Annotated in this window: 18 protein-coding genes; 10 read left to right on the top strand and 8 right to left on the bottom strand. The window is 67.8% G+C overall.

Going from position 1 to position 13,672, the window contains the following annotated elements:
* The first annotated feature begins 3 nt into the window (after positions 1–3).
* The 6 genes from AB0M39_RS19005 to AB0M39_RS18980 are packed head-to-tail and all read left to right on the top strand — an operon-like array spanning position 4 to position 2,324.
* Entirely contained in the window at positions 4–123 is a 120-nt protein-coding gene (locus AB0M39_RS19005) for a GvpL/GvpF family gas vesicle protein (protein ID WP_365365701.1), read from the top strand.
* A 39-nt stretch (positions 124–162) separates the two neighbouring features.
* Positions 163–411 (top strand): gas vesicle protein GvpG, encoded by a 249-nt coding sequence (locus AB0M39_RS19000; RefSeq protein WP_365365697.1) that lies wholly within the window; start codon positions 163–165, stop codon positions 409–411.
* 21 nt (positions 412–432) lie between these two features.
* Positions 433–855, top strand: coding sequence for a gas vesicle protein (locus AB0M39_RS18995; RefSeq protein ID WP_365365695.1), 423 nt, complete (start codon positions 433–435; stop codon positions 853–855).
* Complete coding sequence (locus tag AB0M39_RS18990) at positions 852–1,709, top strand: GvpL/GvpF family gas vesicle protein (RefSeq protein WP_365365693.1); 858 nt, start codon at positions 852–854, stop codon at positions 1,707–1,709. Before AB0M39_RS18995 ends, AB0M39_RS18990 begins: the two co-directional genes overlap by 4 nt.
* Positions 1,706–1,915, top strand: a complete 210-nt coding sequence (locus tag AB0M39_RS18985; protein ID WP_365365691.1) for a gas vesicle protein — start codon at positions 1,706–1,708, stop codon at positions 1,913–1,915. Before AB0M39_RS18990 ends, AB0M39_RS18985 begins: the two co-directional genes overlap by 4 nt.
* A complete protein-coding gene (locus AB0M39_RS18980) occupies positions 1,908–2,324 on the top strand; it encodes a gas vesicle protein K (RefSeq protein WP_365365689.1) in 417 nt (138 codons plus the stop codon). Before AB0M39_RS18985 ends, AB0M39_RS18980 begins: the two co-directional genes overlap by 8 nt.
* Positions 2,325–2,454: 130 nt before the next feature.
* On the opposite strand, the gene AB0M39_RS18975 is transcribed toward AB0M39_RS18980, so the two are convergent.
* The 6 genes from AB0M39_RS18975 to AB0M39_RS18950 all read right to left on the bottom strand — a co-directional run bounded on the left by AB0M39_RS18975 (position 2,455) and on the right by AB0M39_RS18950 (position 8,332).
* Positions 2,455–2,727: a GlsB/YeaQ/YmgE family stress response membrane protein gene (locus AB0M39_RS18975; protein WP_365365687.1), complete on the bottom strand. Its 273-nt coding sequence runs from the start codon at positions 2,725–2,727 to the stop codon at positions 2,455–2,457.
* A 177-nt stretch (positions 2,728–2,904) separates the two neighbouring features.
* Positions 2,905–3,072, bottom strand: a complete 168-nt coding sequence (locus tag AB0M39_RS18970; protein ID WP_365365685.1) for a hypothetical protein — start codon at positions 3,070–3,072, stop codon at positions 2,905–2,907.
* 493 nt (positions 3,073–3,565) lie between these two features.
* Entirely contained in the window at positions 3,566–4,888 is a 1,323-nt protein-coding gene (locus AB0M39_RS18965; RefSeq protein WP_365365683.1) for a hypothetical protein, read from the bottom strand.
* A 186-nt stretch (positions 4,889–5,074) separates the two neighbouring features.
* Positions 5,075–6,181, bottom strand: coding sequence for a LacI family DNA-binding transcriptional regulator (locus AB0M39_RS18960; RefSeq protein ID WP_365365681.1), 1,107 nt, complete (start codon positions 6,179–6,181; stop codon positions 5,075–5,077).
* Positions 6,172–7,137, bottom strand: a complete 966-nt coding sequence (locus AB0M39_RS18955; protein ID WP_365365679.1) for a PfkB family carbohydrate kinase — start codon at positions 7,135–7,137, stop codon at positions 6,172–6,174. Before AB0M39_RS18955 ends, AB0M39_RS18960 begins: the two co-directional genes overlap by 10 nt.
* 193 nt (positions 7,138–7,330) lie before the next feature.
* Positions 7,331–8,332 (bottom strand): SIS domain-containing protein, encoded by a 1,002-nt coding sequence (locus AB0M39_RS18950; RefSeq protein ID WP_365365677.1) that lies wholly within the window; start codon positions 8,330–8,332, stop codon positions 7,331–7,333.
* Between the two features lie 363 nt (positions 8,333–8,695).
* On the opposite strand from AB0M39_RS18950, the gene AB0M39_RS18945 reads away from it, so the two are divergent.
* From AB0M39_RS18945 to AB0M39_RS18930, 4 genes are all read left to right on the top strand, one after another.
* Positions 8,696–10,015, top strand: coding sequence for an extracellular solute-binding protein (locus AB0M39_RS18945; protein WP_365365675.1), 1,320 nt, complete (start codon positions 8,696–8,698; stop codon positions 10,013–10,015).
* Positions 10,016–10,040: 25 nt separating this feature from the next.
* Positions 10,041–10,928: a sugar ABC transporter permease gene (locus AB0M39_RS18940; RefSeq protein WP_365365673.1), complete on the top strand. Its 888-nt coding sequence runs from the start codon at positions 10,041–10,043 to the stop codon at positions 10,926–10,928.
* The gene (locus AB0M39_RS18935; RefSeq protein WP_365365671.1) at positions 10,922–11,758 is read left to right on the top strand and encodes a carbohydrate ABC transporter permease; all 837 of its coding nucleotides are present in this window, start codon (positions 10,922–10,924) and stop codon (positions 11,756–11,758) included. Before AB0M39_RS18940 ends, AB0M39_RS18935 begins: the two co-directional genes overlap by 7 nt.
* A gap of 394 nt (positions 11,759–12,152) precedes the next feature.
* Positions 12,153–12,896 (top strand): hypothetical protein, encoded by a 744-nt coding sequence (locus tag AB0M39_RS18930; protein WP_365365669.1) that lies wholly within the window; start codon positions 12,153–12,155, stop codon positions 12,894–12,896.
* Positions 12,897–12,991: 95 nt separating this feature from the next.
* Here AB0M39_RS18930 and AB0M39_RS18925 read toward each other — a convergent pair whose 3' ends face one another.
* Together AB0M39_RS18925 and AB0M39_RS18920 are read right to left on the bottom strand one after the other, a co-directional pair.
* Positions 12,992–13,183 (bottom strand): hypothetical protein, encoded by a 192-nt coding sequence (locus AB0M39_RS18925; protein WP_365365667.1) that lies wholly within the window; start codon positions 13,181–13,183, stop codon positions 12,992–12,994.
* Between the two features lie 139 nt (positions 13,184–13,322).
* The gene (locus AB0M39_RS18920) at positions 13,323–13,481 is read right to left on the bottom strand and encodes a hydrophobic protein (protein ID WP_365365665.1); all 159 of its coding nucleotides are present in this window, start codon (positions 13,479–13,481) and stop codon (positions 13,323–13,325) included.
* Positions 13,482–13,672 lie beyond the last annotated feature (191 nt).

The following is a 13,672-nucleotide window of genomic DNA, read 5'->3' as shown; positions in this document are numbered from 1 at the left end:
CTGGTGCCCCATGACCGGACAGAGGACTTCCTGGCGGCGCAGGCCAGCCTCGCTCGACAGATCGAGGGCGGCGTCGACTTCCGGGTCACCGGCCCGCTGCCCCCGTACAGCTTCGTTCAGTGACCGGCGACCTCGGATCCCAACGAGAGGAGGACACGAGCCATGGGACTGTTCACAAGCCTGTTCACCCTTCCCATCGCGCCGGTGAAGGGCGTCGTATGGGCCGCCCAGCGGGTCGCGGAGAAAGCAGAAGACGAGTACTACGACCCGGTCCCGGTGTGGCGCGAGCTCGCCGACCTCGAGCGGCAGCTGCTGAGCGGCGAAATCGACCAGGACACCTTCGACCGCCGGGAGGACGAGCTGATCGACCGGCTCGAAGAGATCGCAGAGTTCCGCCAGCAATCTCCCTGATGGGGAAGCGAGGCCTTCATCGTGTCTGAGCCACTACCCGGCCGACTCGGATCCTTCCCGTCCCGAGCCGCCCCGGAGCCGTACGGGCAAAGCACCTCCAGCCTCGCCGACATCCTGGAGAGAGTCCTGGACAAAGGCATCGTCATCGCCGGCGACATCCGCATCAACCTTCTCGACATCGAACTGTTGACGATCAAACTCCGGATCTTGGTCGCCTCCGTGGACAAGGCGAAGGAGATGGGCATCGACTGGTGGGAGCACGACCCCTCCCTCTCCTCACGTGCCACCGGCAGCCCCCTCGAGCAGGAGAACCGCCGGCTGCGCGCCGAGCTGGAGGCCCTGCGCAGCGAACGCCTGGAGGGTTCAGAGTTCCCAGAAGACGCAGCCGATGAGGAGCCTGAGAGCGATACGGGCGGTGGGACCGCAGGGGGGCGCGGGCGATGACCACATCCGACGACGCCCTCACCTACGTCTACGCTGCCGCCCCCCTCGAGACAGGCCTCCAGGACGCTCTGTCGGGCCTCCGCGGGATCTACGGATCGCCTGTCCTGTTCGTCACCGCGCCGCCCGGCGCCGACCCCGGCCCATCGCCTCCCCTGGCCTTCGCCACCAGCCACGTACCTCGGCGTGACTTCAACGAAAGCGCTCTGAAGAACCACTTCGAGGACTTGGAGTGGCTCGAGGACGTCGCCCGTGCCCACCACGATGTCGTCCAGGCGCTCTCCACGCACACCACGGTGCTTCCCCTGCGCATGGCCACCGTCTACCAGGACGACGACCGCGCCGTCCAAGCTCTCGCCGAGCAGCACGACGCGTTCGCCGAAAGGCTCGCCCAGCTCGCCGCCCACACCGAATTCGGCGTGAAGATCTACCTCGCGCCCACCGCAGCCCCGCCCGACACGGGACCTGCCGCAGACGCCGACACCGGCGCGGCCACCAATCCCGGCAAGGCGTATCTCCAGCGCCGCAGGGCTCAGCACAACGCCCAGGAAGCCGTATACGGCCAAGCGCAGCAGGCCGCCGGAATCGTCGGAGCCGTCGCCTCCCGATACGCCTCGCACCACGTGCGACACCCCGCCCAGAGCGGCGCCCTGACCGGGCCGGCTGAGAACGTGCTCAACGACGCGTACCTCGTCCCCGAGGCGTACGCGGAGGAGTTCCGGGCCGCCGTCGAAGAGGCCGTCGGCGCCTTCGACGGCATTCGTGTCGAAGTGACCGGGCCCTGGGCGCCCTACTCCTTCGCCATGCCGCCGGCCGAGCCCCGACACCCGGCCACCGGCGAGGAGCCCGGCTCATGACTCTCGCGGAGCACGGAGAACCGCTGCCCGAGCGCCAAGTGGCGCTGGTGGATCTCCTCGACCGGCTGCTCAGCGGTGGCGTGGTCATCACCGGCGACATCGTTCTCTCCATCGCCGACATCGATCTCGTCCGTATCTCGCTGCGCGCTCTCATCGTCTCCGTCAGTTCCGAGACCCACCCGGCCACGGGCGGCCGAGATGACTGAAGAACGCCCCGATCGGCGCCGCGACCCACCGCCGCCCCCGGATCCCGGCCTCAAGGGCGTCGGCGACTCGATGTCGCGAGCGTTCCGGCTCATTCAGGAACCGCCTACGCCGCGCGACGCGCCCCCGCGTCCTGCTCACCGTATGTACACCGACCGCGACACGGTGGAAGAGGACCTGCTCAAGCTCGTCCTCACCGTGGTCGAGCTCCTGCGTCAGCTCATCGAGCGCCAGGCGTTGCGCCGCGTGGACGCGGGAGACCTCACAGACGACCAGGAGGAGGAGCTGGGAGCCACGCTGCTGGCGCTCCACGACCGGCTGGCCGACTTGTGCGCCCAGCACGGCTACGCGCTGGAGGACCTCAATCTCGACCTCGGGCCACTGGGACCTCTCCTGCCGCCCCGGAGATGACGACGTCCAGGGCAGGGCCTGACCGAGGAGCGCCGCGCGGAAGCAGACCGGCGGGGTGCGAGCCCGCTCAGTTCTGGGGTGAACGCGGCCAGCCTCAAGTACACGACGGCGGCACCGCCAACGCGCCGGGTCAGGCGCGGCGTTGCCTCTTGCGGGTGAGGAGGCGGTAGACGGCGAGGAGGATGAGGGAGCCGACGACGGCGGCGATCCAGGTGGAGAGATCGAAGAAGCCGTCGATGGAGTCGACGCCGAAGACGACCTTGCCCAGCCAGCCCCCGAGCAGGCCGCCCGCGATGCCGATGAGCGTGGTGATGATGATGCCGCCAGGGTCCTTGCCCGGCATCAGGGCTTTGGCAATGAGGCCCGCGAGCAGCCCGATGAGAATCCACGCGATGATGCCCATGATGCCTTCCTCCTCCGTTGTGTAGAGCCGGTGTTAGACCTGCTTCCAGGAGTTTCCCTGTTTGCGCACGACTGGCGCCATGCGGCCCCGCGCACCACGACAACGGGGCCGCACAGCAGAGCCGCAGCAATGCAAGCCGAGGGTGGGAATTTCTTGCGCTTCGGGGGCATCAAGTCTTCAGAAGGCGCCCTTGGCCTTCTCCTTCAGCTCCCTGGCTTTCCCCCTGGCTTCCAGGGCGGCGCCTTTGGCGGCGATTTTCTCCTTGCCCATCGCATGGGCTCCCTTTTTCACGGCTTGCCCAGCAACTTGTTCGATCTGAGCTTTCGCCTTCTCGCTGGCACTCATGTCGGTTCCTTCGTAGAGTCCTGGCGCCCGCCCGTGCCCAGGGGCGGAAAGCTGTGGCTGCAGCGCACGCATCACCTGCGATGGCGGGCCGCCCTGGAGAATCCATAAGTGAGGGGCGGCTCGTGGGACCGCGTGGATGTGCCGCGGGAGTACTTCGAAGGCCGTGCACCGGGAAGGCGGCGCGCGGCCCAGCCCGCTCGCACTTCAGCCGCCCACGAGTGTGCCCTCGCGGCCGGTTTCGAAACAATTGGGGTATATGAATCTCTACCGGAGTTCGTCGGGCCGGGGACGGCAGAGGAAGATGCCTGGGATGTGGAGTACGGCCAGAGAGTGGGCCGTCTTCTCGTAGCGCATTCCGGAGTGAATCAGTTCATGGCAACGGGTGCAGACATTCCGAGTCTGCATCGCTCTTCCTTGACCATATGGCCGGCCGTCAACTCGACGGCGGACCCATGCGGTCGGAGCACTGTCCATCGCAGCGGGGCCGCGCGTGTCAGCGTGGTTCCGCTCTGTCCGTAGCGGCAAGGATGCCCAGGGTGACCAGGACGACCACGACGAGCAGGAGCACCAGGGCCACGGCGGCGGGCGTGGGGTAGTTCCACAGGAAGAGGGCGAGACCTCCGGCCCCGATGACGACGCCCGTGGTCAGGGACCAATGCGTGCGAAGCCACTGTCCGAAGGCGCCAGGCTTCAATCCCTTCCGGGCGAGCGCGCGCCCGGCGGTGTCGGCGCTTCGGACCGCTGCCGAGCGTACGGCGGCGGCACCGCGGCCGTGTCCGTACAGGTAGCAGGCGATCACGGTGAGCAGGGCCACGAGGAGACTGACGAGGATGGCTTGTCGGAGGAACCTCACCAGGGTGTCGTAGAGGACTGCCGCGGCGTCCTGCGACTGGGCTGCCGGCGGTATCGCATCCAGGAAGATCTGGCGCATGACAGCGAGTGCGACGAGCAGGCCGCACATCATGATCCCGGTGCCGATGGCGGCGGCCATCAGCGCGACCCGGCGTGAAGGCGCCGCCCAGATGCCCAACCCGGCGAGCACCACTACCGCCAGGGGCAGCCACGGGCCGACGACGCCGAGCCAGCGGGCTGCATCACGGGCCTCGCTCAGATGGTCGTTGCGCACCAGCACGATCGACTTGTCGGCCCCGGGAATGTCTTCTGCCCCGACGAGCGTCACACCGATCACCTGCTTCTGCAGTTCCTCGATCACGGTGCCGACGTTCAGTGTGATGGTGTCGCCCTTGACCACGAGCGCTCCGTCCCCCTCTCCGGTGAGCACGTTCATCGCGGCGGTGTGCGCGCCGCGGTGGATGGTGTCCCACGCCTTGGCGAAGGCGTCGCTCGTCACCACCCTGTCGACCGTGTAGTGCACAACGGTCCTCAGGCCGCCTTTGAGCTCTTCGTCCAGTGCCCTGGCCGCGTCGACGAGAAAGCGGGGTGCGTCACGGTCGGCCAGAGCGTCGGCTAGCGTGTCGGTGATCTTGCGAACGTCGATCTTGTCGACCAGACCGTCGGTGACACGATTGATCATCAGGTCCTGCACAGCGGGGTCTCTGGCAAGAGGCGAGACGGTCTGCTCATACCGATCGACATCGGTGACCTCGGAATTCACCCAGGTAGCAACGACGGTGATCGGTGCGAGCAGGACAGCCAGTACGAGGAGCAGGGACGCTCCCGCAAGACGGAGACGACGGTGTCGCATGTTGAGTGCGCGACGGAGCCGCTCGTACTCTGCTCGTTCGGCATCGTCCATACGGTCGCTCGGCTGGTGCCGGCCATGCTCGTCCGGACCGGAGGCAGCGGGCGGGTCCACGGCGAACTCCCTCCGCGCGCAGTCCTCGGCGCGCCACGGCGGTATGCGCCCTGCGGGGCGGAGGCCCAGAACCGGCCAGCCCCTGTCTCTCCATCGTCGTTCATCGGCGACCAGCACGCAGCTTGCCCAGAAGCTGGCTGCCGACCCGGTGGGAGTCCCTTCGCGCGGACGCTGGTGGCTACGGCACTACTCCCCCGCTGGGACGCGCGGCGGGGCGACCGATGAGCGGACGACGAATCGGCTGGGGAGAGTATGGGTTGCGGGCTCGCTCCCGTTGCCCGACAGGGTGTCGAGGAGCACCGCGGCGGCTGCGGCGCCCAACTGGTGCACAGGCTGCTCGATCATCGTCAGCGGCGGGTCCATGACGGCGGCCCACGCGCTGTCGTCGAATCCGATCAGCGACACGTCGCCGGGGTAGGACAGCTTCCTCGCCCTCAGGGCGCGCAGGGCCCCGGTCATGGCGTCGGTCTCGGTGCAGAAGAAGGCGGTGGCCCGATCGGTGAGGCCGAGCATCCGGTCGACCTCGTACGTGGCCCGCTGCTCGGTCTTGGGGCCCACCATCACCAGCTGCGGGTCGAAGAGGATGCCGGCGTCGTCGAGTGCGTCGAGGTACCCCCGTAGCCGCTCGCTGTCGGTCCACAGATTGCGCGCGGAGGCGGCGAACAGTCCGCGCCGTGTGGTGGGCGGCTCCGGGACGGGAGGTCCCCAGACGAACCCGATACGGCGGTGACCGGCCGTGGTCAGGGCCGTCACGGCCTCGCGGGCGGCTTCACGGTTGTCGCTGATGACCGCGTGGAGATCGAGGGAGGCGATCGCCCGGTCGACGAGGACGACCGGGACGCCCCGGTCCAGCGCCGTGCGGATGTGGCTCACTTCCCGTCTGCTCACCGCGGCGGAGGCGATGATGATGCCGTCGACGCGCTTGTCCAGGAGCACGTTCGTCGCCGCGACCTCCTCATCGAGCTCCTCGTAGGTGCTCAGGACGAGGGCGTCGAAGCCGCGCTTGCGGGTGGTGTCGCTGATCCCGCGGACGACACCGGCGAAGAAGGGGTTGCCGATGTCGGCGACGACCACGCCGAGTGTGTGGCTCACCCCTGTGGACATGCTGCGGGCGAGCGCGTTCGCCCGGTATCCGAGCTTCTCCGCCGCTGCGAGGACCCGTTCCCTCAGTTCCGGGCTGACGTACCCGTAGTCGCCAAGGGTGCGCGCCGCCGTTGCCCGGCCGACTCCTGCCTCCGCGGCCACCTCGGAGATCGTCGGTGAACCGGACGCGCGCGGCCGATCTACTGGCATGGGTCCACTGCTCCCTTCGTCTGGCCGAGGGCCGGGTCAATGGTAGAGGTCACAGCGTGGCCGACGGGCCGGCCGTGGCCGAAAGCTCCTTCGACGAAGCACTGCGCGTACGCGGAGTCCGCGCCCCGTCGGAGGGCGTGGGCGACTGCGCGTTCCCCTGGCCGTGCGTCCGTCGTCCAGCCGGAGCGCAGAAGTGCGACGACGAACCCGGTGAGGAAGGCGTCCCCGCAGCCCATCGTGTCGATCATGCCGCCCGTCCAGGACATCGGGCGGGCGGGCACCTCGGACAGGTGATGGCCGTCGTAGGCCATGGCGCCCTCTGCACCCCGGGTGGCCAGCGCGATTCCTGCGCCGCGCTGGACGACGTCCTCGAGCAGCCGTCGGGTTGCCGAGTGGTCGAGGTGGGAGCAGGACAGCAGGACCAGGTCGGCGTACGGGCAGACCCGGTCCAGGTAGGCGGCGGTGCGGTACTCCTCCTCGCCCGAGAGGTCGAACGTCACCAGCGGGCCGCTGCCTGCGAGGAGGGGGAGCTGGTCCTCGGTGGCGGAGTAGACGCTGGAGTGGACGACGCCGAACAGCGCCACGTACGCGAGCAGCGCGTCGTCGAGCACCAAGGGCTGTCGCAGCGAGACCCCACCGCCGTTCCACCCGAGGAACACGCGCTCACCGGCGTCGACACGCAAGGTGGACAGCCCGCTCTCCCCCTCCCGTACGACGCAGTGGTCCACCTCCACTCCCTCGGCGACGATCGCCTCCCGCACGAACCGGCCGAGGTCGTCGTCGGCGAAAACGCCGAGGTATCCGGACTCCAGGCCGTGACGCCGGGCGAGCACGGCGACGTTGACGCTGTTGCCGCCCGGATAGTCGACGCGCCGGTCGACGAAACGGTCGACGACGTTGTCACCGAAACCGAGGACTCGCACAGGGCCGCTGCCGGGAGATGCCGATGCCCGCATGTTCTCTTCCTTTGCACATCGAGGGGCGTACCCGCGGCCCTGGGACGGGCCCCGCAGGACGGTGGCAGGGGACACGCCGGTACCCGGCGGCGTGGTCGGGGCGCCCGCCGAGTCCCTGGCCGAGCGGGCACGGGGCGGTCCGGGCCCTCGTTCCCGTCGGGCCACGGGCCCGGCGGGAACAGAGGCCCAGAGATCAGTAGGGCATGACCCGGTAGTAGCGCCGCAGGTCGAGGGAGTGGTCGCGGACCCGCTCCAGGTGCTTGCTGACCCGCCCCATCACGGTGTCGAGGACGAGCGGCGCGAGCAGGCCCCGGAATTCGGGGCTGATGCCGTCGAGGGGGTAGTCACGTGTGTCGAAGACGTTGACGTCGCTCGAGATGCGCCGGGCGAAGGACACGACGCGGTCGGTCAGCGCGCGCGTCTCGTCCTCTCCCTGGAAGACGATCACACTGGTGTCCTTCTCCAGCAGTTCCAGTGAGCCGTGGAAGAACTCGGCGCTGTGGACGCGTGTGGTCCGCAGCCACTGCATCTCCTCCAGCACGCACATGGAGTAGAGATAGGTGAAGCCCCACAGGTTCCCGCCGCCGACCAGGAAGTGATAGTCGGTCTCCTTGTGCGCGTCGGCGAAGGCCGCCGCCGGGGCTTCGGCCTGCCTGGCTACGTCGAGCAGGACGCCCGGCAGGCCGGCGAGTTCGTCGGCCAGCCGCTCGTATCCGTCGAACTCGCCCCGCCGGGACAGCAGCCGGCCCAGCAGGAGCAGCAGTTGGGGGTCGAACGGCCACGCCTTGGGCTCGGACACGAGAACCTCGTCGGCCTTCAGCGCGACGGGCGACTGCGGGTAGCCGGTAAAGCTGATCGTACGGACGCCCTTGGCGGCGCAGAAGTCGATGGCCCGGAGGCAGTCGTCCGTCGTCCCGGACACGGAGGTGAACACCGCGGCCGAGCGTGCGCCGAGTGCGGCGTCGTCCGACGCGATCAGTTCGGCGGCGATCGCCGCACGTACGGGAAGCGTCGACGTGCGGCGGGCGAGGTGTTCGTAGGGCCACATCTGGGCGTAGGTGCCGCCCGCGCCCACCAGGAAGAGGTTGTCGATCCCTTCATCGGTCAGTCGGTCGGCGAGTTCCTCGATCTGGGGTCGCAGGGCGACCGCGCTGGCGAGCTGGGAGAGGAATTCCGGCTCGTTGAATCCGAGCATCTTTCGTCCTTTCGGGCGCGGCGGGCCGGTGGCGTGGCAGCCAACTGATACCGGTCTCACACGGCGGCCACCGTGCCACGCGGTGGAGGGGTCGTCAACCCCCGACATGCGGCAGAACGACCCCCCAGAGTCTCGCAATCCCCATTGACGTGGCTCTTCTTGGTCAGAGCGCCGACCCTTCACGGAGGGCGGGACGGCTCCTGCGGCAAATGGGAAAAGAAGATCTTGAACATGAGGGTGGTACCGGTATCAGAATCTCTGTACAGTCGCCCACCAATCAGCGGACCGCTTTCGGAGTCCGTTCCGCTCCCGTCATGTGGCGCCCAGGCGCCCGGCCCGCGTTCTCCCCATGGAAGGCAGCCCATGCGCACTCGTGCACTGAAGGCGTCCGTAGCCCTCGTCGGCGCTGCGGCACTGACTCTGACCGGCTGCTTCGCCGGCCCCTCGCAGAAGCCGACCGCCGATGTCACCGCCGAGCCGGAGTACTCCGGCAAGCTGAGCGTCCTCACCAAGTTCGCGGGGGACCCCCTCAGCCCGTACTTCGAGGGTCTCGCCGCCGCCTACGAGAAGAAGCACCCGGACGTCGACGTCGAGCTCATCCAGGAGACCGACCAGAGCATCAAGGACAAGACGAAGACCCTCACCGCATCCGGCGCCCTGCCCGACGTCTACTTCACCTGGACGGGCAACTGGGCGGAGAACTTCATCCGCGGAAACCGCGCGGCGGACCTCACCGAGGTGATCGGCCCCGGCACCCCGTGGGGACGCACGTTCGGCAAGGGCTCACTGAACGCCTTCGCCCACGACGGGCGGTACTACGGCATCCCGCTGTACAACAACGGCAAGTTCATGGGCTACAACAAGGCGGCGTTCGCAAAGGCCGGCGTCAAGGCGCCCGTCACCTTCGACGAGCTCGTCGGCAGTTGTCCCGCGCTGCGCAAGGCCGGCTTCGAACCCATCGCCTTCGGCAACAAGGACGGCTGGCCCGCACTGCACTACCTTCAGCAGCTGTTCGCCTACAACGTGCCGACCGACGTCAGAGAAGCGGACTACCGACCGCAGACCGCCACGCTCGACCACCCCGGCTACCTCTCCGCGCTCAAGCAGTTCAAGGCACTCGTCACCGCCTGCACCAACACCGGCGCCGGCACCAACGGCGTGCTGTACACCTCCGCCCAGGAAGCGTTCTCGCACGGCAAGGCGGCGATGTACTACCAGGAAGTACTCGAGTTCGACACCACCACCGCCGGCGGATCGGTCAAGCCCGAGCAGTTCGGCCTCTTCCGGCTGCCGGCCCCGAGCGGAGCCCGTGGCGACGTCCGAGTCCTCGAGGGCGCGCCCGAGGGGTACTTCGTCAACGCCGACTCGCCGCGCGCGGCACTCGCCGTGGACTTCATGAAGTTCGTGACGGACCTGCCTGCCGCCAAGACGCTGTCCTCTCCGCCGTACGGTCAGCCCAGCACCGTCGTCGGCGCCGTCACCCCGCAGACGTCCAGCAAGGCCGTCTTCGAGGGCATCGAGGCCGTGAACCGCGCACCACGGCTCGCGGGGTGGCTGGACATGGTGACCGTTCCGGAGGTCGCCGACGCCTGGCTGGCCGGCGGTGAGGCGCTGATCAGCGGAAGCAGGACCCCCGAGCAGGTACTCGAGACGGTGCGTCGCGCCTCGGCCGCGGCGAAGTAGTCCACGCGCGGAAAGGAGGCGGACGATGCGCACTGTGTACCGGAGAGCGGCGGGGCTGGCCTGGATCCTGCCGGCCCTCGTCCTGCTAGGGGTGTTCGTCTACCTCCCCCTCGTGCAGAACTTCGGGTTCTCCACCTTCGCCTGGGACATCTACAGCGGTCACCAGGAGTACGTCGGTCTCGACAACTACCGGGAACTGGCCGGCGACCCGGTCTTCTGGGGGGCTCTCGCCAACAACGTCCTCTACGCGCTGCTGTCGGTGGTGTTCCAGGTCTTCGGCGCCCTGCTGCTGGCCGCACTGGTGGAGAGCGTCCGCAGCCCCCGATGGCAACGCGTCCTGCGCACCGTCTACTTCATTCCCTCGGCGATCTCCCTCACCGTCGCCGGACTGCTCTTCTACTTCGTCTACGAGCCGAACCTGGGACTGCTGAACCAGGCACTCGACGCCGTGGGGCTCGGCCGGTTCGGCCGGTCCTGGCTCGGGTCGGAAGACACCGCGATGCTGTCGGTCATCACGATGAGCCAGTGGCAGGGTTTCGGCTACTCCGTTCTCCTCTTCGCCGTGGCCATCCAGCGCATCCCCCGGGAGCTGTACGAAGCGGCGGCCCTCGACGGCGTCGGGCCCGTGCGCCGCTTCCTTCGGGTCACGCTCCCCTTGGTACGGGAGATGACAGGACTGATGATCCTGGTGACGATCTCCGGTGCTTTCCAGGTCTTCAACGAGGTCATGGTGATGACCAGCGGGGGCCCCAACAACTCGACACAGGTACTCGGCACCTGGCTCTACCGCAACGGCTTCGTACGCAACGACTTCGGCTCCGCCGCCGCCATCGGCACAGTGATCTTCGTGATCACCATCGTCGCCGCCGTGGCCCAGCTGTGGATCACCCGTCGGAAGAGGGTGGAATGGTGACCCGTCTCGGATTCCTCGGCGCAGTCGGCCGGATGTTCATGTGGGCGTTTCTGCTGGCGCTTGCCGTGGTCGTGCTCTACCCCCTGCTGTGGATGGCGCTCAACGGCTTCAAGGAGAACGCCGAGTTGTTCGGCAACCCCTTCGCATGGCCGTCGCACTTCAGCTTCGAGAACTACCGGAACGCGTGGAACCGCGGCGTGAGCGACTACGTGACCACCAGCATCCTGGTGACGGTCACCTCGGCGGTTGCGACGGTGTTCATCAGTGCGTGGGCCGCCTACGGCCTCACCCGCGTCGACATCCCGTTCAACAGGGTGCTGACCGTTCTCATCCTCGGCGGCCTGATGCTGGCCCCGACCGTCGCGCTGGTGCCACTGGTACGGATGTTCCAGGCCATGGGTCTGTACAACAGCTTCTGGGCGCTACTCATCCTCTATACCGCCTTCCGTATCCCCTTCACCACCTTCCTCATCCGCGCGTACATGCTCGATCTTCCACGCGAGGTCGACGAGGCCGCCGAGATCGACGGCGCCGGCCACTGGACCGCGTTCTGGCGGATCATCCTGCCCATGTCCAAGCCGATCATCGCCTCCACCGTGCTCCTGCACGTACTCTTCGCCTGGAACGAGTACCTCTTCGCGATGATCTTCACCACCGGCGGCAGCGTCCAGACCCTTCCGGTGGGCCTGACGAGCCTCATGAGCAAACACGGCACCGACTTCCCCGTCGTGTTCGCCGGCATGACCATCGCAGCGGTGCCGATCGTGCTGGTGTTCCTGTTCGGCCAGCGCTACATCGTGAAGGGCCTCGCCGACGGAATCGGCAAATGATCGGCCCCGGCGCGGGGGCCGCCCGCGCAAGCCGCGAAGTCGCGGTCCACACGTTCCGTACTGTCAACGGGGCGCTGGCGGCCCCGACGTAGCGGGTCGTACGAGACGCACGCGCTGCTTCATGGGTGCGTTTCGCCGCCCATGGTGCGGCACACCGCGGACGCCGAGAGCGTGTGGTCGGCGAAAGCCTTGGCCTCCCTAGGATGTCGCCATGATGATCTCTGGACAGGGTCAGCCGCTGATACGTGTCCTGCACGACGAGTCCCGACGTGATCTGCGGGATCCGGCTCGTCCGCGCCCTGTCCGTCTTTACCTGTGGGAGCCGAGCCGCTCACAGGCTGCACCGGCTCCACTGGTCGTCGTCTCTCACGGCACTGGAGGTTCGGGCAGCAACATGGAGTGGCTGGTACGACCGCTGCACGAGGCGGGTTTCCGGGTCGTTGCCCTCGATCACCACGGCAACAACTACGTCGACGGCTACGAGCCGGAGGGCTTTCTCCACGTGTGGGAACGGCCCCGGGACGTCTCCTTCGCCCTCGACGCACTCGCCCGGGAGCAGCTGCTTGGTCCGCTCGGTGTGGCGGGTTTCTCCCTCGGCGGTTACACGGCAGCTGCCCTTGCCGGGGCCCGTGTCGATCCGCAGATTCTGTGGGCTGTACTGACGGGAGCGGTCCCTCTGCCGGAGATCCCCGAGTTCCCCGGCGCTCTGGAGGCGCTGCGGAAGAAGTATCCACTGGACGAGTCGTCACGACGTGCGCTGGATGCCGCCGCAGCAGACCTCTCGGATCCCCGAGTGCGGGCGGTCTTCCAGGTAGCCCCCGGAGTCGGCGGACTCGTGACCCCGGAAAGCCTGGCGACCGTGCGGGTGCCCGTGGGCATCCGCTGGGGTGGAGCAGACACGGTCAGCCCGTACGACGTCGACACCAGGCCGTACCTCGAGCACATTCCCACAGCGAGTGGCGGCTCGGCCGGCCCCGACGTCCGCCACGACGACTTCTTCGCCCCGGAACCTGCCGACCGACTGTCCGCGTTCGGGTCGGCATGGAGGCGGCCGCCTTCTTCCAGCAGCACCTGGACTGACCCCTCGGCGGACACGGCGTCGGCACAGAGCACGGAGCCCGCGGGCTCAACCCGGTGAACGGGGCTGTCCGGGACGGTTCCTACGCCGTGATCACGCGAGGCATCGCAGGATCATCGCACCTACGGGCGGCAGCCTTGGAGGCCAGCCTGGCCTCAGAACTCAAACCAGAGGTCGATGTCCGGGTGGACCCGTTCGCGCAGGCAGTTTGAGTGTGAATAGGCCTGCTGCCGCACGACACCGCCTCGCACCGGGTCAACCGCACCGAGCCTGAGCTCGGTCGCTGCCGCATCCTGGTCGAGATCGATGACCTGAAGGCAGAAGCAGCAGGTGGGGTTCGGGTTCAACGATGCCCTCTCATGTCGCCGAGACAACAGCGCCGGCCGCGCTGTCCTGCAGACCCTACGTCGAACAGGATGCCGATAGCGGGACAGCCCTCAGGCAACGGCATTGCTCCTAGGCCCCACTCTGATCCTGAGGACTGATCTACCAGCGGTACCAGCGGCCCTTGCGGCCGCCGCTGGCAGCGGGCCGAACCACGGAGCCGAGCAGCCAGACCACCAGCACGATGACAGCAATCCACCACAGCGCCTTCAGCACGAAGCCGGTGCCGAAAAGAATCAGGGCGAGAAGCAGGGGAACCATCGCTATCAACCTCGGAGCGCTCGTGTACCCCGCTGAAAACCTGCCATGCGCCCAAAGGCTAAATGGTTCCAAACACCTGACGTCCAGTCGCAATTGCAACTGCGCCGTGTGCGGTGTCCATGCGGTGTCCATGTCGAACGACAGGCATGCGCTCTCCACGCCGGGGCAGATGCCGGTTCGCAAGCGAGTCC

The organism is Streptomyces sp. NPDC051907, from assembly GCF_040681075.1.
In the GTDB taxonomy this organism is placed as follows: Bacteria; Actinomycetota; Actinomycetes; order Streptomycetales; family Streptomycetaceae; genus Streptomyces.
Note: the sequence above shows the minus strand (reverse complement) of the source record. Positions and strands in the feature narration are given on the sequence as shown.